The organism is Mucilaginibacter dorajii (assembly GCF_024808255.1).
Taxonomy (GTDB): Bacteria; Bacteroidota; Bacteroidia; order Sphingobacteriales; family Sphingobacteriaceae; genus Mucilaginibacter; species Mucilaginibacter dorajii.
The window spans coordinates 36,144-54,325 of sequence record NZ_JANTYS010000005.1 but is presented as its reverse complement, the minus strand read 5'-3'; the positions used below and the strand labels follow the sequence as shown (position 1 = coordinate 54,325).

The following is an 18,182-nucleotide window of genomic DNA, read 5'->3' as shown; positions in this document are numbered from 1 at the left end:
ACCTCGTTGCAGCTGTCTTACTACTTGATACTTACTACTTGATACTATGTGTCACTTACTCCTAAATACTAATTCTATGGATTCTACTTCTTTCGCTACTATATCAAATATCATACAAACCCGCCGTACCATCAAACCTAATATGATGAACGGACAAAAGGCACCTAACAGCCACATCGCTGCTTTACTTGAACTGGCCGACTGGGCCCCAACTCATGGCTTTACAGAACCATGGCGATTTGTGGTGTATGAAAACCCTGCTGAGTTTTGCCAGCAACATGCCAATCTGTATAAACAAAATACCAGTGCAGAAGACTTTAACGAAACTGTATACGGCAACCTGCAACACCAGGGCGATAAAGCATCGCATGTGATCATCGCCATTATGCAGCGGGGAGATCTGCCTAAGATCCCTGCTTTTGAGGAAATGGCTTCAGTTTCAACTGCTGTACAAAATATATTGTTGGGTGCCACGGCACTAACGATGGCATCATACTGGGGTACAGGCGGGGCCATATTAAAACCTGCCATGAAAGAATTTCTACAACTCCGCGAAGAAGACCAGGTGATGGGTGTACTATATCTTGGTTATGCCGATGAGCATCCCGAAGGAAAAAGAACAATTCCGCTCGAAACAAAAATTAAATGGATTAAATAATCTAACCCAAACTTTTTCTTTTCTCATAACGTATACGTCAGTATTAATTACTTTGTCTGTAATAAATTATCATTTTAATAAATAAATCTGTTGAAATGATTGTTTTTTAAATAAAGAGTTATACTTTTGTAATTGTTCGGTTCCTAATGCCGGGCAATTCCTAAATACCAAGCCCTGTTACTAATTTTTATTAATTGATTAAAAATTAACTCAAAACAAAGTATGAGGAAATATTTTTGGTGCGTAACATTAGTGATCTTTTTTTTCTCGGCAACTATATTAAGTTGGAGATCGCCGGTGGGGAGCAAATCAAATGGTGGGGTAAATTCAACCCTGTCTGCTAAAGAACTATTTAACCAATACGTTAACAACTTATACCAGGCGGCAAACTTGCAAGGATCGGGTTTAGCGTTTGATGTGTTTGAAAAAGCTTTTACAGGTTATACCAATTTAAGGTTAAACCATCAATTACCACAAAACAGCGCTATTCTTACTGTTATCGACTACAGTAAATCGAGCGCTGAAAAGCGAATGTGGATCATTAATTTATTCAGCAAGCAATTACTGCTAAATACATGGGTAGCCCATGGGCAGGGAAGTGGCATGGAAATGCCCGATAAGTTTTCTGATAGGAACGATTCGCATCAAAGCAGCCTTGGTTTTTACCTTACGGATGATGTTTACATGGGTAAACATGGCCGTTCGTTACGTTTGGATGGATTAGATGAAGGTTTTAACATCAGTGCACGTATGCGCAGTATTGTTGTTCATGCGGCAAATTATGTTGGTCAGCGTGCAATAAACGAACAGGGCCACGTTGGCCGTAGTTTTGGCTGTCCTGCCGTTGCACCAGAGGTTGCCAATTTTGTGATCAATACCATACAGGGCAAATCTGTTATCTTTATTAATGGTAATGATGAACGTTACAGTTCAAAATACCTTGATGAAACGGCTCCTTTAAATATGATGGCTGCCGATTCTACATCATTTGATATAGCTAAACTATAACTAAATACTTATCCAATTATAAACCTGGATGCCTGGCTTTTAAAAGCCGGGCATTTTTATTTACTCATATATTTTTGCAGGTGGGCGTAAAGTACTATATCCAATCCGTAAACATCCGGGCGGTATTGTATTACGCCATTTTCATCGGCCCAGCAAGTTACGTAGGTGATGTAAATAGGCGTTTTTTGAGGCAATGAGATGCTGGTGGGTTCGGGGTTATCTTCACTCATATCTTTTACTATGGTGTCAAAATCTTCTCCTTCGCCAAACAGGTTTTTCGCTAAAGCCTGCGGATCGCCCAAACGTACACAGCCATGGCTCACGGCCCGCATCGACTGCCTGAATGCTGACTTGGCAGGCGTATCATGCAAATAAACGCTGCTTTTGTTTTTAAACAGAAATTTGATCTTACCTAAAGAGTTATCATCGCCCGGCCTTTGTTTAAAATCGTAGTCATTATTCTCCTTGGTAATGCCCGACCAGTCGATACTTTCAGGATCATCTATTTTGTCACCGTCTTTAAATACATCGATGTTTTTGTTTGCAAGGTAATAGCGGTCTTTAGCAGCCTCAACAATAATTTCCTTATTGGCTATACTTTGCGGAATATTCCAAACAGGGTTTACATCAACGCTGTGTATAACGCTGTTTAATTGAGGGGTTTCACGCGGAAATGGCTTTTCTATTCTGCAGGTATCATTAAAAGCCCCAAGGCTGTTTTGCTTGTCCATATTACGGCCCTGGCCCACACAAACTTTCATGTTCAATATCGATTTGCCATCTTCAATTACATCAAGCTTAAAATCCGGAATATTTACATACACATATTTGGCTTCGTAAGGTTTATTCCGCCAGCGTAAGCGTTCAAGGTTAACCAACAGGTAGCGATGGGTTTCTTCTTTTGATAACCCCGGTAAGGAATCGCCCGCGATGAAAACCTTTTGCAAAGCAAGGTATTGCGGACTTTTTGGCTGAATACTATCAAGGTATGTTTTGATACTGCCTGCACTAAATACAGCTTTCATCGATGTACTATCCGGACGTTTTGTAGCAGTAAAATACCTTGAATAAAGTTTTTTAGGATTAATAACCCCAAACTGAAGTGCGTTTGAATATTTTATTAATGAGCTTGCTGTAAGTAATTCCAGTTTTGCCAGGGCCTGGTAAGCTTCCTCAGGTGTTTTAAAGGCCTGTTTATCATGAAATTTGGTTACTAAAACTCTAAGGTCATTCGGTTGAAACAAGTTAGGATCTAAACCATGCTCGTTAACTTTGCAATAGTATTCTGGTATCGCATCTAAATCGCCATTACTTAAATGTTGTAATGTAAAAGTTGGCTGGTAATCATTTGCTTTGTAATAGGCTTCGATCACGGCCTCATTAGATAGCGTTGATCTTTCGGCCACCAGTTCTTTTTTAAATGCCTGGGCATAAATTTCAGGATCAAGATCTTTAAAAACTTTGTTTTGCGTTATTTTGAAAAGATCGTCGGCCAGTTCGGAGTGCTTTTTTTTACAGCTTTGGAAACTAATTGTGATTATTATAAATGATAACAGTAGTAGGGGAAGTGAAGCTTTATTTGTCGTGACGGAAGGCATAGTTAATAGTATTCTGTTAAATATAGCTTATGATTAGCAATAGCCATACCACAAAGCTTATAAGTTTTTAATTAAATTTGAAATAATGCAATTTAGTATCATTATTGATTTAAATCCCTTGTAATATACATCATGAAAAAGTGTTTATTTTTTTGTTCGCTCTTAGTATTGCCTTTTTTTTCGTTTTCGCAAGGGTTTAAACCGGTAAATAAGGATGCGTCGCCTGAGGTTATAAAAGTACTCTCCTTTTTATATTCTATAAAAGGTAAGCATATTTTATCGGGTCAGCAAAATTACAACAGCGATTTAAATACATTTTCTGATAGCGCCAAAGCCATTACCGGGAAATATCCGGCCCTTTGGGGTTCTGATTTCATGTTATGGGGCGATAAAGACCTTGGGCAAAAATTAGTTTATGAAGCTCAAAAAAAATGGCGGGAGGGTTACCTGGTAACCATTATGTGGCATCAGGGCCGCCCAACAGATAACCCGCCATATGACTGGAAAACAAGCATTCAGGGTAAACTGACAGATGCCCAATGGACTGAGTTAACTACGCCGAACACGCCATTAAATAAAAAGTGGCTTGCCGATATTGATAAAGAGGCTGTTTACCTGAAGCAACTACGTGATACGCATATCCCGGTATTGTGGCGCCCGTATCACGAAATGAATGGGGTTTGGTTTTGGTGGGGCGATAAAAAAGGTGAGAATGGAATTATCAAACTTTGGAAGATGATGTATGACCGTTATACCAATTATCACCACTTAAATAACCTGATATGGGTATGGGGAGCCAATGGTTTAAGAGATATTCCTAAAGATGAAGCCTACGACTATAAATTGTACTATCCAGGTGCCGACTATGTAGACATTTTAGGATCGGATGTATACCATTTTGACTATGAGCAAAAAGATTATAACGAATTATTGCAACTGGCTAATGGCAAGTTAATTTGTCTTGGTGAAACCGGCGAACTGCCTAAACCTGAAATACTGGCAGCACAACCAGAGTGGGCCTGGTTTATGGTATGGACAAGCTGGCTTTGGACAGATAACACCCATGATAGAGTAAAAGAGATTTACAACCTGCCCCAAACCTTAAATCACGATGAGGTTAAAGCAATACTTCAAAAATAAAAATGGCAAAGGATAAACTACCAGAAGTCTGGCTTCGGGGACCTTTAACAGATATGCCGGCATTGTTGCAGCCCGTAGCCCATGCTTTACTACAGGCCAGGGAAGAGCTTAATGAGCTAATGGCCCATTTTCCGGATGAGTTGTTGTGGAATAAAGTTGCCGGCATGGCTTCGGTTGGTTTTCACTTACAGCATTTAACTGGTGTACTTGATAGACTTTTTACCTACGCAAAAGGCGAACAGCTTAGTACCGAACAACTCGACTACCTTGCACAGGAAAGCAAATACAATAAAGCAATAACTGCAATTTACCTGGTAGAGAAGTTTAACCTACAGGTGGATGCATCATTAAAACAGCTGGAACAAACAGATAGCAGTATATTGACACAGAAAAGGGAAGTAGGCAGGGGGAAGCTTCCATCAACAGTAATTGGGCTTTATGTGCATGGTGCCGAGCATACCATGCGACATTTGGGACAGCTGTTGGTGACTGTGAAAGTGCTTACGCAAAGCGTTTAACACATTATTGAATTAAAAAGCGTCTTCTAAAGTAAGTGCTTGTTTGGGGGTATGAGTTACTTTTTTCATAATATAATAGCCAATGGATACCAAAAGGCAAATGCCTCCTAAAACCCACCACAGCGTATCAAAGCCACCGTATGCTACTATCCGGTTGCCAAAAGCAGGGGCGATGATTTGTGCTGCCGACCATGACATGCCGTAAAGCGCGGCGTATTCGCCACGGTTGCGGTTATTGGTGCGACTGATCCAGAAAGCATTCATAAAAGGCATGGCCACAATTTCGCCTAAGGTGATCAGTACTACTATCAAAATAGCCACCAGGCCGTTATGGGGCAATATGTTTAATAATACAAAGCTTAAACCTGATAATATAATGCCTGTGCAGATGTAAGTTAAAGGGTTTCTTTTGCCTTCCAGCTTATTGATTAGCACCATTTCAATAATTACGATCAGGATGCCATTAAGGGCCAGCAGGCAGCCAATATAGCGCTCACTTAAGTGCCACTGTATTTTATAAAACACGGGCTGCATCACAAAAAATTCAAAAAAGCAGGTTGAAAAAAGCGTGTTCAATACAATAAATACTAAGTAAACTTTGTCTTTATAGGCAGATGATACAGCCGTTACTGTATCCTTAACCTTGTTTATAGTGATTTTGATTTTGGCGCGTGGCATCAGCGTTAGCAAAAGCACAGCCGCAAAAATATTTGTACAGCCATCAACCCAAAAAAGTGAATGGTAACTTATTGAAGCCAGGAACCCACCCAAACCGCCACCAAAGGCCCAGCCTAAATTTACAGCAAGCCGGTTTAAGGAGTATGAGCGGGTTTTATTGCTATCATCGCTATAATGTGCTATGGCTGCCGAATTTGCCGGCCTGAAAGAGTCATTGCATACGCTTAAAATAAACGTGCAGATACTCAGGCTTAAAAAAGTACGCTGAAACCCTAAGATGATAAACAAAATACCACCCAATAGCAAAGCGCACACCTGGATATCATAGAAACCGATCTTATCGGTAAGTTTGCCGCCAATGAAAGCCCCGAAAAAGGAACCTATCCCAAAGAAAGCCATGATCATACCGGCTTGTACTATAGTGAAGTGCAACACCTGTATAGTATAGATACTCATGAATGGAATCACCATTGTACCGCTGCGGTTAATGAGCATAACTATGCTTAAGTACCAGCTGTTTTTGGATAATCCGCTATAAGCGTTTTGGTATGATTGGATAAGCGAGGGTATCATGGTTAAGGCAAATATAAACAATACCTACCCATGGGCAGGTTATAATACTATTAACATTAGCAAAATTTATAAACAGCAGGAAAAAAGGAAACGTCATTGCGAGTTTAAAAATCCGGAGGAATCTGAAGGTGGAAATGACGTAACAACTACCCTCTCCACCCTGTCATGCTGAGGCACGAAGCATCTATTAGCGAACTTTACAGGGCGAATAGGAATGGCGTAGAATAGATCCTTCACTGCGTTCAGGATGACAAATCTTTTAATAGACGTCATGGGTAGGAACGAAGTATCTTCTTCGCCCTGCTCATCGCAGACTTTTATAGTGAAGAAGATTCTTCGTGCCTCAGAATGACAGGGTTTAGAGGATAGTTTTTACGTCATTTCCACCTTCACAGTCCGCCGGATTTTATAACTCGCAATGACGCGGTTTTTTAATGTGTATAGGAGATTAATACAATCTCGAGTTCCTATTCCTCAACCAATGATCGGCTAAAACAAGCGCAGCCATGGCTTCAACAATAGGAACAGCGCGAGGTACCACACAAGGATCATGACGACCTTTGCCCGATATTTCGGCAGCGTTTCCGTCGCTATCAATGGTGGCCTGGTTTTTCATGATGGTAGCTACAGGTTTAAAGGCTACTTTAAACTCGATAGGCATACCATTGCTGATACCGCCCTGGATACCGCCAGAGAAATTGGTGATGGTTGCAATATCGCCTAAATGCGATTTTACAAAGATGTCATTATGCTCGGAACCGCGCATCTCGCTGCCTGCAAAGCCCGAACCAAATTCAAAGCCATGTACAGCGTTGATGCTCAACATGGCTTTGCCAAGGTCGGCATGTAATTTATCGAAAACAGGATCGCCAAGGCCTACGGGGCAGTTTTTTACGTAACAACTTACTTTACCGCCAACGGTATCGCCATCTTTACGCACGCCGTCAATAAATTCAATCATTTCTTCGGCAGTGCCTGGGTCGGCACAACGAACGATGTTCTTTTCACGCTCGTCAATAAACTCCTGTACGTTTTTGATCTCCACATTAGGGGCATCTATTTTGCCAACACTGCTTACGTGCGCGGCAATTTCAATACCCTGGGTTTTTAACAATAGTTTAGCTAAAGCACCAGCTGCCACACGTGCCGCGGTTTCGCGGGCCGATGAACGGCCGCCACCACGGTGATCACGGATACCGTATTTGGTTTGGTAGGTGTAATCGGCATGCGAGGGGCGAAACACGTCTACATTATGAGTATAATCTTTTGAACGCTGATCTTCATTGGGGATCAGCATAGCAATAGGAGTGCCTGTTGTTTTACCTTCAAACACACCCGATAGGATTTTTACCACATCGCTTTCCTTACGTTGTGTTGTGATCTTTGACTGGCCAGGTTTACGTTTATCCAATTCGCCCTGGATATAATCCAGGTCAACTTCCAACTGTGCCGGACAGCCGTCAATTATTACGCCGATAGCCTCGCCATGCGATTCACCAAAAGTTGTTATCCTGAATACCTGTCCGAATGAATTGCCTGCCATAAGCCCCCTCTAAATCTCCCCCTGTAGGGGAGACTTTTAATTTTTTAAGTTTATAATTTAATATGTCATTGCGAGGAACGAAGCAATCTCGTCGCCTGCAAAATGAGTATGCATAGTTCGCGATTGCTTCGTGCCTACTAATGACAAGTTGTAAATCCAAACTTACGAAGTTTTTAAAACTTCGTAAGTTTTTCGTCGCTTTGTCATTCCCACCTTCACGGTTCGCCGGATTTCAAAACTCGCAATGACATGATCGTAGTCAATTGCTACCTTTAGCCTTTTACCTTTGTCCTTTAACCTATGGATTGTACCGTAAAGCCTTGTTTTTCCAAATCAGTCCAGAAAGCCGGGTATGATTTTTCAACTACCGGGCCATTTTCAAATTCCAATTGTGGAATAATAAGCGCCAGCGGTGCAAATGCCATGGCCATACGGTGATCATGATAGGTGTTGATAAACATGCTTTCGGGGATGAATTTTTCGCTGCAGTCCAGTTTATAAACCTGCCCTTTTTCAATCAGTTTAACACCCATTTTGGCAAGCTCGGTTTGCAAGGCCAAGATACGATCGGTTTCCTTGATCTTCAGCGTTTCCAAACCTGTAAAGGTAGCTTCATGGCCTAAGGCCGCGCATACTACAATTACCGTTTGCGCCAAATCAGGGCATTCCTTCATATCAAAGATTTTGCGGCTAAGCGGTTTTGCTTCCTTTAATAAATGCACGCCGCCATCCTTAAATTGCGATGTGATACCAAAGTTGGCCATAATCTCGGTAATCACGCTGTCACCCTGAAGGCTGTAAGCAGTAAGGCCCGTCAAAAACAATTCAGCTTCATCGGCAAGCGCCGCTATGGCGTACCAGTATGAAGCCGCGCTCCAATCCGGTTCAATGTATAATGATGTGGTAGCAAATTCCTGGTTTGCTATAGCAATAACGTTATCAGTCCACACATGCTGAATGCCTGCCGTTTGTAACATGGCCAAAGTCATTTCAACATAAGGGCGCGATGTTAATTCACCTTCAATATGTAATTCTAAACCCTGCGGTAAACGAGCCGCGATAAGCAGCAACGCGGTAATATACTGGCTACTGATGTCGCCTTTAATATTGATTTTACCGGTAAGTTGCTCAAAATCACCTTTTAGTTTGATAGGAGGGTAGCCGTCATTTTCTTTGTAATCAATATGGGCACCCAACTCGCGTAAGGCATCAACCAATATACCTATTGGCCGTTCCTTCATCCGTTTGCTGCCCGTTAAAATTACTTCATCATCTTGTATAGCATAATAAGCCGTCAAAAACCGCATAGCTGTACCAGCCGGGCCGATATCTACGGTAGTGAGTGGTGAGTGGTGAGTGGTGAGTGGTTCCACTTCGCCAGCCAATACTTCTTGATTCTTGACTCTTGACTCTTGAGTCTTTCTCAATATCCCCGCCAATAGCACAGCGTCTGCAGCGTCAGAAACGTTATCTACGTGCACTTTGCCATCGCTCAGTGCCTCTATAATTAAGGCGCGGTTACACTCACTTTTTGAGCCGGTGAGGTTGACCGTACCTTTTACTTGCTTATTACTTTTATTTAAAATGATGTTTGGCATCGTTTGGTTAGTCTTAAGTCAAAAGTCGCAAAAAGAGTAAATTCGATTTTTGACTTTTGACCTTTGATTTTTGACTTAAATTAAGCGTGTGTTAGTTTTTCTGCTGATTGACCCTGGCTGGCGTCGGCGTTCATGATCTCTGTTTGCCTGCGGATTGATTCGCTGTGCAATAGTTCCAATAACTTCTCAGTAAACTCACCACCTAATTTTAAAGCTTTAGCATAGTTAGTGCGTTTTTGCAGGATCTCGTCCCAACGGCCAACTTGTAAAATGGTGATGTTGTTATCTTTTTTGTAGTTGCCAATTTTCTCAGCGATTTGCATACGCTCAGCAATTTTTTGAATAACTAAATCGTCAATTTTATCAATCTGGTTACGTAGCTCAGCAAGTTTATCATTTACTTCAGCGTTGCGGATCTCTGGTTTACGTAAAGCCAAATGATCAATAATATCGGCAAGGGCAGCAGGAGTAACCTGTTGTTTAGCATCTGTCCAGGCTACGCTTGGATCGATATGTGATTCGATCATTAAACCTTGCATATCCAGATCTAAAGCTTTTTGTGAAATGTAACCAATCAAATCACGGTTACCAGAAATATGGCTTGGATCATTAATGATAGGTAACTCAGGGCATAAAGTTTTCAAAGCGATAGCGATATCCCACATTGGTTCGTTACGGAAAGCAGATTTTTCGTAAGATGAGAAACCACGGTGAATAGCAGCCAATTTAGTGATACCGGCATTGTTGATACGCTCCAAAGCACCAACCCATAAAGAAAGATCGGGGTTTACCGGGTTTTTAACCATTACTGGCACATCAACACCACGTAAAGCATCAGCTATTTCCTGCACAGTGAACGGGTTAACGGTTGAACGTGCACCAACCCATAAAATATCAACACCAGCTTTTAAAGCTTCTTCTACGTGTTTAGCGGTTGCAACTTCAACAGCAGTCGGCAAACCTGTTTCGGCTTTAGCGCGTTTTAACCACTCTAAACCAATGCTTCCAATACCTTCAAACTCACCCGGACGGGTACGCGGTTTCCAGATACCTGCACGCAGGGCAGAAATTTTACCTGTTTGAGCTAATAAATGAGCTGTAGCTACTAATTGATCTTCAGTTTCGGCACTGCAAGGACCTGAAATTACCAATGGTTCTTTACCGGTTTTAATCCAGGTATGCAGCGGCTGAATGTTTAAATTTAATTTCATTGTTTTATTATTTGTTCCGGCCTCTTTGTTTTTTTTAGCCGGTATGTTTTATGTTCGTGGTTTTTGATTCTCTATTTTATGCAGATCCGCAGGATCTTAAACGTTGCGCCGGATGTTGATGTACCTGCGTACTCGCTCAACTTTTCGTGGTTTAGGTGCTACTGATAGCTCGTCATCATGTCTTTCATATTCGCCAAGTATATTAAAGTTTTGTGTGTACTTCAGGATCTGCCTTATAGCGGCATCGTAGTGTTTTTGCTCGTCCCACTCAACATCTACATAAAAATTGTATTCGTTGCGTTTACCCAGTATCGGCATTGATTGAATTTTGCTCATATTTAAGCCTTCTTCTGCAAAAATATTAAGCACTTTGGCCAAAGCACCAACCTTATTGCTTACCTGGAAGCAAAGGGAAGCTTTATTAGCCGTTTTTTTCTCCATGTTATCATGATGGGTAAGGATCAGGAAACGGGTGAAATTTCTTTTATTTGATTCGATGCGGCGCTCCAAAACATCTAAACCGTACAGGCTTGCAGCAAGCGAATTGGCAATAGCAACCGTATCTGTTAACTGCTCATCACGGATGCGTTTGGCGCAGGCCGCGGTATCACTGCTCTCCACAATTTTAAGGTGCGGATATTCGTCAAAAAAATCAACACATTGGCGCAGGGCAATAGGGTGCGAGGTTACATATTTTACATCCTCAAACTTTACGCCCGGCAAAGCCATCAGGTGTAGTTGTATGGGCAGGTAAATTTCGCCTACCACCGGGAAACCGTAATCAAGCAATAGGGTGTAGTTTGGCAGGATGCTGCCGGCAATGCTGTTTTCAATAGCCATTACCACATAATCTGCTTCGCGGTTTTTTAAGCTTTCAAAAGTTTGCTTAAAAGAGTTGCACTCTATCATTTCGGCGTTTTCGCCAAAGTATCTTAACCCGGCCTCTTCGTGAAACGAAGCGCGGATCCCTTGTATGGCAACTCTTGGTTTTTCTATTTTCATAACCCTGTTAAAGCAAAAAGTCCCGGCATTTTGTGCCGGGACTTTTTATTTTCTTTATGTGTGTTTAGTACATATTAGTCCCGGCTCTCACTGTTAAAGTAAAAGTAGTAACCGTAAAAATATGCGCTGTTAAATTTCATTTGTTTTTTATTACGTTGTAAATGTACGGTAAAAAATGTTTTTGTCAATAGAAAATTTTATTTTTTGTTAAATAAGATAGGCGAACCAAATATTATATCGTAAAAAATGATTTCACCTGTTTTTAAATAGATTATTTCTTTCATAAATAACAGGGATGCCTAATTTTTCAGGGAACTTGGATAAAAAGTCATATCGCTGTATTAGTATTCCCGTTAATCTCAGTCGCTCGCCATTATTAAATACAATCTCAAAAGACTCAAGCATATTAGAACGACCGGAGTTTTTGCCCTGGAAAATTACGATCTCTTTGATATCGGTTTTGTTGTATGTGTTGATATTATCTTCATTTTGCCCAAATGAAAACTGGTTGTTACCCCTTGAAATTTGAAGATATTGATGCCTGATCTTAAAAACATTATATAACATTGAAAGTAACAGACCTCCCAGGCCTAAAAAGAGTATTATCGGCAAAAAAATAAAACCTGTTGACGGTATTTCAAAGAAAAAAACGGTCATCATCATAAGATAGAAAGCCACTATTGATGTTATCAGGCCCATTCGCCATGCTTGTATGCGGTATTCAAAATAATTGGTAATAAAGTGCGGTTGATTGCCGATATTAAAGAAATGCTTTTCAAAAGGCGCAAGATCAAGTTGTTGATTAAAAAAGTCGCCGACTAACCGGCTGGCATCATCTATATCGGGTGCATGGTATTCATAGAGGTGATTATCGCGATCAAGGTAGTACACGCAAAATTTACCGCCAAAGTATAAGCCCAGCTTTAAGTAGTTCAAATCATTATCTATAATAGTAACAGACGGGCCGGTTAGCTGAATATCTGTTGACGGGCGCTCCACGTCCCAGGGGAAAGTTTTGATCAGTTGGATGGTTTCTTCGAGATCCCTTAGAGCCTCGTCTGAAAATTCCCCTTTTTCGTAGGTGTTATGCTGAAGTTTGGATATTAATTGTGGCATTGGCTCTACAAGTTTTAGCTTGTTTACCTTTCAAATATAGCAATGATGATCCAGGTATCGAAGGGACTTGTACTGGCCAACAACAAGCACATATATTTGGACGCGCCTAAATAGCGCGATACATAAGTTCAGTGTTAACCTTACTAAAATTTAAAATACTGATTATTAGTCAGTTATGTAGTTTTTAATGCGAAATGTGTTAAGTTATGTTAACCCAATTAGATGCGTTTGTCCTGTATTACAAATTAAGCGGTTTGCTTTTGTTCGGATAAAGATGTTATTTGCTGTATTTCGTATTCCCGCTGCATTACCCGTGCGGTTTGTGTACTGCCATCATGGCTCCAACCCGGTGGGTTTAATAAATAACTTACTTTGTTTTTAAAACCCGGCGCGCGTTTAACATCGTGCATCAGGGCTTTCCATTCGTGGAACAGGATATTTACAGGCCCCATGTCTTCCGGCTGTTTGGTTATGCCATATTTTACAGGTTCGGGCAGGTCTTCGTCTCTGAACGTTCCAAAGATCCTGTCCCAAATGATTAACACCATACCCATATTTTTATCAAGATAGGGGATGTTTGACGCGTGGTGAACCCTATGATGTGCAGGGGTTACAAAGATCAACCCGTACCATTTTGGCAATGGTATTTTATATTGGGTATGCACCAGGTTGCCATAAAACTGGGTAACCAGGTAAGCGTATAATATATCTAAGGCGTTAAAGCCCATTAAAGCCAATGGCAGATAAAAGAATGTACGGTAAAAAGGTTCAAACACCGTAGACCGGAAGCCGGTTGTAAAGTTAAAATTCTCGGATGAGTGATGAGTTACATGCATGGCCCAAAACAGGCGGCAGTAATGCCCGGTGTAGTGAAGCACCCAGTATAAAAAGTCTTGTGCAACAACCAGCACAAACCAATAAAGCCAAACGTTATGGATCTGAAATAAGCGATACTGATAAGTTAAACTTAAAACCAGAAATGTGCTGCCTTTAACTATCAGGTTGGTTACAACTGCAAGGGAGGTAAGATATATATTAGTGAAAGTATCGCGCGTTTTGTAATAGTGCCTGTCTTCCCAATAACTCAAACCCATTTCAACAAGGGTTAAAACCACCAGCAGGCAAAGTATAATTAGGGCACTTATTTCACTTTTATCTAACCCGTGCATTTTACAAATTAATGTAATACAATAAACTATCGCAAAGTTCGGCTTCTGTGCAGTTATTATCAATATTGCATTGACCAATATTAGTCAGCAGGGTGCAATTTATGTTGCCGTTTTGGTTTTTCTTATCCTTTTTCATGATCTCAAGCAGGGTATCGAAATCAGATTGTTTGATAGTATAACGTGGATAAAGTTTATTAAGTGTTTCGGTTATTTCCTGTAATTCTTCGGCAGGTAAGCCTGTTTTTTTGTGGGCCAGGTATGATTCGCAGATCATGCCGATAGCTATAGCCTCGCCATGTGATAAAGGATCTTTATCATTGATCAACGAGTCGGTTTCCACAGCGTGGCCAATGGTATGTCCAAAATTAAGTGCCTTGCGGATGCCTTTTTCATGGGGGTCCTCAATCGTGATCTTATTCTTAATTTCAACAGAACGGTGAACCAGTTGGGCCGAAGGTATGGTAAGATCACTTGCCTTTAACTGGTGCCAGTAAGCAGCATCCTGGATGAGGCCGTGTTTCAGCATTTCTGCCAGGCCAGATAGGATTTGTCTTGGTGGCAGGGTTTCTAAAAAGCCAAGGTTAATAAACACAGCTTTAGGTTGGGTGAATGTACCAATGATATTCTTGATGCTATTGATATCTATACCCGTTTTGCCACCTACCGAAGCATCAACCTGCGAAAGCAGGGTAGTGGGTACGTGCACAAAATCAATCCCCCGTTTAAAGGTAGATGCGGCAAAACCTCCTAAATCGCTGATAACGCCACCGCCTAAGTTAACAAGCAGGCTTTTGCGGTCGGCACCAAAATCTATCAGCATTCGCCAAACCCCAATGCAAAAATCAATGTCTTTGCTTTCTTCGCCGGCATTGATCTCAATAATATCGAAGTTATCTAAATGTTCAACCTTGCTTTTTACCAGTGGAAGGCAATGCTCGGCAGTGTTCTCGTCAGTTAAAATAAAAAAACGGGAATAATGACCTTGTTCTATAAATTTTACAAGTTCATCAATGCTGTTTTCAAAAAAAACGGGGTAGTTATCGCTCTGAATGGTATTCATAATTAAACAACCATGATTTTATTTCCTCTGAATTCAACCACGTCGCCCTGTTTTACTTTTAATCTTTTGCGGTAATCAACCTGGCCATTATAGGTTACTTCACCCTCTGTTACAACTATTTGAGCCTCTCCGCCGGTTAACACCAGGCCGGCAGCTTTTAACAGCTGAATCATGGGAATATGGTCGCCTTTTAATTTAAATTCAATCATGGAGGCGCAAAATTAAACTATTCATGGAATAATGAGTTATCATTTTATAATTTTGCGCATGCTTTCTAACGAAACTAATAACAATTCCAAACACGCTAAGCCCTCTTTTGAAAATACAGAAATCGCTTTTCGTCATTCGTCCAATACCGATCTTAACCGTGCATACTGGTTATTCAGGATTATTAATGTTAACTTTTTGGTAAAGATCGGTCCGCCGGTAACCAACTTTGCTATTAAAATAGGTCTGCCTATTAAAGGTATCATTAAGGCCACCATATTTAAACACTTTTGCGGAGGCGAAACCATTGCCGAATGCGATAACACCATCAAAAACCTGTATAGCGGCGGCGTAGGCACCATATTAGATTATTCTATAGAAGGCGAAGATGACGAGGCCGTTTTTGACAGTACCCGCGATGAGATCATCCGCACCGTTATAAGGGCATCAAAAGATAAAGCTGTACCCTTAACTGTATTTAAAATTACAGGTGTAGGTCGGTTTGCTTTGCTGGAGAAGTTAGACGCCCGTTTACCGCTTACGCCCGAAGAAGAAAGTGAATGGCAACGTGTACAAAATCGGGTATTGGCTATTTGTACTAAAGCGCATGCCAGCAATGTGCCGGTAATGATTGATGCCGAAGAAAGCTGGATCCAGGAAACCATTGATTTGCTGGCCCTAACCATGATGACCCAGTTTAACACGCAAAAGCCTATTGTTTATAACACTTATCAAATGTACAGGCATGATAAACTCGCTTCGATATTGAATGACCACGAAATTGCGCAGGGCGAAGGTTTTATTTTGGGTGCCAAAATAGTACGTGGTGCCTATATGGAAAAAGAGCGTAAACGTGCGGTTGAAATGGGTTACAATTCGCCTATCCAACCGGATAAAAAATCAACCGATCTGGATTATGATTCGGCGTTGGATTATTGCACCAGTCATATTGATCAGATAGCTTTTATAGCCGGTACACATAACGAAGAAAGCTGCCGTTTACTGGCCGAACTTTTGGATGCCAAGGGCATTGATCATAAACACCCACACGTGTACTTTTCGCAATTGTTGGGCATGAGCGATAATCTGAGTTTTAACCTGGCCGATGCGCAATACAACGTAGCCAAATACGTGCCTTATGGGCCAATAAAGGCAGTGCTGCCATACCTGTTTCGCCGGGCGCAGGAAAATACTGCTATCGCCGGGCAAATGAGCCGGGAACTGAGCTTAATTGTTAAAGAACGTCGTAGGAGAGCCAAGAATTAAGAGTCTGAAAATAGTCAAGAAATAAGAGTAAGAGTTAAGACAGGAAATATATAGGTCATTGCTGAGCAATGGCCTTTTGCTTTTACCAATATTTTTTTTGCCTGTCCAATCTCCGGCGTTTTATTTGTTACTGGGGTATAATTTATATATTTATTAACCCGGTTGTCTGCGGGCGGCCAATTAAAACCCACACAAAATGAACGAGTATTTAGTAATTATGCGCCTGGATCTGATCACCAAAGAAGCGCAGCCATCGCCAGAGCAATTGGAAGGTTATATGAAAATGTACCAGGATTGGGTAGGGGGCATAGCCGCCCAAAATAAATTTATTGGTGGTACAGGGCTGGCTACCGAAGGTAAGGTTATTAAACCCAATAATGTGATCACCGACGGCCCCTTTGCCGAAGTAAAGGAATCGATAGCCGGTTTTATCACCATAAAAGCAAGAGACCTGGAAGAGGCTGTGAGCCTGGCTAAAACCTGCCCTATATTGTTTGGGGAGGGCAATAGTGTTGAGGTAAGGCAGGTTAGCGGCCGGCATCAGGATAATTGATTTGGTCGAGACCGGCCCGATAAATTAGCACACCATTCGCCATGAACCAGGGAGAATTAATACCGCACCTTTTCAGAACAGAGTACCGCAAAATTGTGGCGGTACTCTGTAACCATTTTGGGTTCGACCAGGTAGAGATAGCCGAGGATATAGCCAGCGAAACCTTTCTCACCGCATCACAAACCTGGGGACTTACCGGCGTGCCGCCAAACCCGCCAGCATGGCTGTATCATGTGGCCAAAAACAAGGCTAAGAACTATTTACTGCGGGTTAATACGTTTGAAGGGAAAGTATCGCCACAAATAATAAACGCCACGCCCAATAGTTACGAAACAGAGATTGACCTATCTCCACAAAATATCAATGACAGTCAGCTGCAAATGATGTTTGCCATTTGTAACCCGGCTATCTCCGCCGAAGCGCAAATTGGTTTGTCGTTACGCATCCTTTGCGGGTTTGGCATCCAGGAAATAGCCGATGCTTTTTTGAGTAATAAGGAAACCATTAATAAACGTTTGTTCAGGGCAAAGGAAAAGCTCAGGGAACTGAAAATTAAGATAGAACTACCAAGCCCCACCGAAATAGATGCGCGACTGGCTCCTGTATTAACCACCGTTTATTTGCTGTTTAACGAGGGATATTATTCGGTAAGCCAGGATAATACACTTCGAAAAGAGTTATGCCTTGAGGCCATGCGCTTGTGCACCATGCTTGTGGAGAACAACGATACCAATAAGCCGCAGGTAAATGCCTTACTATCGTTGATGTGTTTTCATGCTTCAAGGTTTGATGCCCGGTTTGGTAAAAATGGCGAGCAGATCCTGTACGAAGAGCAGGACCTTAGTTTATGGAATACAGATCTGATCAGCAAAGGCGCGTACTTTTTAAGGGCTGCAGCTACAGGTAATCAACTATCAAAATACCACCTTGAAGCCGGCATTGCCTACTGGAATACCCAAAAGGAGGATACAAAAGAAAAGTGGGAGGGTATCCTACAGTTTTATAACCGCCTTTTGCAAATAGAATATTCGCCGATGGCTGCGCTAAACCGTACTTATGCGCTTTCAAAAGCAAACGACAAAGAACAGGCAATTATTGAAGTGGAGAAATTAGATATTAAAGACGGCCACTTTTATTTCGCGCTGCTTGGCGAATTGTATACAGGTATTGATAATGAACTGGCTAAACAAAATCTGGAACAGGCAATTGCCCTGGCCAAAACTCAAAATGATAAACAGGCTATCCAAAAAAGGATAGACCTGCTTACGGTTTAAGTGATTATAA

Annotated in this window: 17 protein-coding genes; 7 read left to right on the top strand and 10 right to left on the bottom strand. The window is 41.5% G+C overall.

From position 1 onward, the window contains the following. The first annotated feature begins 76 nt into the window (after positions 1–76). Positions 77–658 carry a nitroreductase family protein gene (locus FHS10_RS08205; RefSeq protein WP_259089224.1) on the top strand — a complete coding sequence of 194 codons (582 nt, stop codon included), beginning with the start codon at positions 77–79 and terminating at the stop codon, positions 656–658. 222 nt (positions 659–880) lie between these two features. Beyond that, positions 881–1,666: a murein L,D-transpeptidase catalytic domain family protein gene (locus FHS10_RS08200; protein ID WP_259089223.1), complete on the top strand. Its 786-nt coding sequence runs from the start codon at positions 881–883 to the stop codon at positions 1,664–1,666. Positions 1,667–1,722: 56 nt separating this feature from the next. Here the strand turns inward: FHS10_RS08200 and FHS10_RS08195 are convergent, their stop codons facing one another. After that, positions 1,723–3,264: a L,D-transpeptidase family protein gene (locus tag FHS10_RS08195; protein WP_259089222.1), complete on the bottom strand. Its 1,542-nt coding sequence runs from the start codon at positions 3,262–3,264 to the stop codon at positions 1,723–1,725. Positions 3,265–3,396: 132 nt separating this feature from the next. On the opposite strand from FHS10_RS08195, the gene FHS10_RS08190 reads away from it, so the two are divergent. Further along, entirely contained in the window at positions 3,397–4,404 is a 1,008-nt protein-coding gene (locus FHS10_RS08190) for a glycosyl hydrolase (protein WP_259089221.1), read from the top strand. A gap of 2 nt (positions 4,405–4,406) precedes the next feature. After that, complete coding sequence (locus FHS10_RS08185; protein ID WP_259089220.1) at positions 4,407–4,922, top strand: DinB family protein; 516 nt, start codon at positions 4,407–4,409, stop codon at positions 4,920–4,922. 12 nt (positions 4,923–4,934) lie between these two features. Here the strand turns inward: FHS10_RS08185 and FHS10_RS08180 are convergent, their stop codons facing one another. The 9 genes from FHS10_RS08180 to FHS10_RS08140 form a co-directional block, all read right to left on the bottom strand. Further along, positions 4,935–6,173, bottom strand: a complete 1,239-nt coding sequence (locus FHS10_RS08180) for an MFS transporter (protein ID WP_259089219.1) — start codon at positions 6,171–6,173, stop codon at positions 4,935–4,937. Between the two features lie 448 nt (positions 6,174–6,621). Next, positions 6,622–7,716, bottom strand: coding sequence for a chorismate synthase (aroC, locus tag FHS10_RS08175; protein ID WP_259089218.1), 1,095 nt, complete (start codon positions 7,714–7,716; stop codon positions 6,622–6,624). A 293-nt stretch (positions 7,717–8,009) separates the two neighbouring features. Beyond that, entirely contained in the window at positions 8,010–9,314 is a 1,305-nt protein-coding gene (gene aroA, locus FHS10_RS08170; protein ID WP_259089217.1) for a 3-phosphoshikimate 1-carboxyvinyltransferase, read from the bottom strand. A gap of 80 nt (positions 9,315–9,394) precedes the next feature. Next, positions 9,395–10,525: a chorismate mutase gene (locus tag FHS10_RS08165; protein WP_259089216.1), complete on the bottom strand. Its 1,131-nt coding sequence runs from the start codon at positions 10,523–10,525 to the stop codon at positions 9,395–9,397. A gap of 96 nt (positions 10,526–10,621) precedes the next feature. Next, on the bottom strand, positions 10,622–11,527 hold the full coding sequence (locus FHS10_RS08160) for a prephenate dehydratase (protein WP_259089215.1): 906 nt from the start codon (positions 11,525–11,527) through the stop codon (positions 10,622–10,624). A 252-nt stretch (positions 11,528–11,779) separates the two neighbouring features. Beyond that, positions 11,780–12,643 (bottom strand): PH domain-containing protein, encoded by an 864-nt coding sequence (locus FHS10_RS08155; RefSeq protein WP_259089214.1) that lies wholly within the window; start codon positions 12,641–12,643, stop codon positions 11,780–11,782. Between the two features lie 245 nt (positions 12,644–12,888). Then, positions 12,889–13,812, bottom strand: coding sequence for a sterol desaturase family protein (locus tag FHS10_RS08150; protein WP_259089213.1), 924 nt, complete (start codon positions 13,810–13,812; stop codon positions 12,889–12,891). 1 nt (position 13,813) lies between these two features. Further along, positions 13,814–14,872: a 3-dehydroquinate synthase gene (aroB, locus tag FHS10_RS08145; RefSeq protein WP_259089212.1), complete on the bottom strand. Its 1,059-nt coding sequence runs from the start codon at positions 14,870–14,872 to the stop codon at positions 13,814–13,816. A 2-nt stretch (positions 14,873–14,874) separates the two neighbouring features. Then, a complete protein-coding gene (locus FHS10_RS08140) occupies positions 14,875–15,081 on the bottom strand; it encodes an RNA-binding S4 domain-containing protein (RefSeq protein WP_259089211.1) in 207 nt (68 codons plus the stop codon). A gap of 58 nt (positions 15,082–15,139) precedes the next feature. Between FHS10_RS08140 and FHS10_RS08135 the strand changes: the two genes are divergently transcribed. The 3 genes from FHS10_RS08135 (at position 15,140) to FHS10_RS08125 (ending at position 18,172) form a co-directional block, all read left to right on the top strand. Beyond that, positions 15,140–16,345 (top strand): proline dehydrogenase family protein, encoded by a 1,206-nt coding sequence (locus FHS10_RS08135; protein ID WP_259089210.1) that lies wholly within the window; start codon positions 15,140–15,142, stop codon positions 16,343–16,345. 196 nt (positions 16,346–16,541) lie between these two features. Then, a complete protein-coding gene (locus FHS10_RS08130) occupies positions 16,542–16,898 on the top strand; it encodes a YciI family protein (RefSeq protein WP_259089209.1) in 357 nt (118 codons plus the stop codon). A gap of 41 nt (positions 16,899–16,939) precedes the next feature. Next, positions 16,940–18,172 (top strand): RNA polymerase sigma factor, encoded by a 1,233-nt coding sequence (locus tag FHS10_RS08125; protein ID WP_259089208.1) that lies wholly within the window; start codon positions 16,940–16,942, stop codon positions 18,170–18,172. Positions 18,173–18,182 lie beyond the last annotated feature (10 nt).

What these genes read in the sequence shown, in the direction of transcription:
- FHS10_RS08180 (WP_259089219.1), bottom strand. Translation starts at nt 6,173, where the DNA reads ATGATACCCTCGCTTATCCAATCATACCAAAACGCTTATAGCGGATTA.
- FHS10_RS08130 (WP_259089209.1), top strand. Translation starts at nt 16,542, where the DNA reads ATGAACGAGTATTTAGTAATTATGCGCCTGGATCTGATCACCAAAGAA.
- FHS10_RS08135 (WP_259089210.1), top strand. Translation starts at nt 15,140, where the DNA reads ATGCTTTCTAACGAAACTAATAACAATTCCAAACACGCTAAGCCCTCT.
- FHS10_RS08190 (WP_259089221.1), top strand. Translation starts at nt 3,397, where the DNA reads ATGAAAAAGTGTTTATTTTTTTGTTCGCTCTTAGTATTGCCTTTTTTT.
- FHS10_RS08185 (WP_259089220.1), top strand. Translation starts at nt 4,407, where the DNA reads ATGGCAAAGGATAAACTACCAGAAGTCTGGCTTCGGGGACCTTTAACA.
- FHS10_RS08205 (WP_259089224.1), top strand. Translation starts at nt 77, where the DNA reads ATGGATTCTACTTCTTTCGCTACTATATCAAATATCATACAAACCCGC.
- FHS10_RS08140 (WP_259089211.1), bottom strand. Translation starts at nt 15,081, where the DNA reads ATGATTGAATTTAAATTAAAAGGCGACCATATTCCCATGATTCAGCTG.
- FHS10_RS08165 (WP_259089216.1), bottom strand. Translation starts at nt 10,525, where the DNA reads ATGAAATTAAATTTAAACATTCAGCCGCTGCATACCTGGATTAAAACC.
- FHS10_RS08195 (WP_259089222.1), bottom strand. Translation starts at nt 3,264, where the DNA reads ATGCCTTCCGTCACGACAAATAAAGCTTCACTTCCCCTACTACTGTTA.
- aroC (WP_259089218.1), bottom strand. Translation starts at nt 7,716, where the DNA reads ATGGCAGGCAATTCATTCGGACAGGTATTCAGGATAACAACTTTTGGT.
- FHS10_RS08160 (WP_259089215.1), bottom strand. Translation starts at nt 11,527, where the DNA reads ATGAAAATAGAAAAACCAAGAGTTGCCATACAAGGGATCCGCGCTTCG.
- aroB (WP_259089212.1), bottom strand. Translation starts at nt 14,872, where the DNA reads ATGAATACCATTCAGAGCGATAACTACCCCGTTTTTTTTGAAAACAGC.
- aroA (WP_259089217.1), bottom strand. Translation starts at nt 9,314, where the DNA reads ATGCCAAACATCATTTTAAATAAAAGTAATAAGCAAGTAAAAGGTACG.
- FHS10_RS08150 (WP_259089213.1), bottom strand. Translation starts at nt 13,812, where the DNA reads ATGCACGGGTTAGATAAAAGTGAAATAAGTGCCCTAATTATACTTTGC.
- FHS10_RS08200 (WP_259089223.1), top strand. Translation starts at nt 881, where the DNA reads ATGAGGAAATATTTTTGGTGCGTAACATTAGTGATCTTTTTTTTCTCG.
- FHS10_RS08155 (WP_259089214.1), bottom strand. Translation starts at nt 12,643, where the DNA reads ATGCCACAATTAATATCCAAACTTCAGCATAACACCTACGAAAAAGGG.
- FHS10_RS08125 (WP_259089208.1), top strand. Translation starts at nt 16,940, where the DNA reads ATGAACCAGGGAGAATTAATACCGCACCTTTTCAGAACAGAGTACCGC.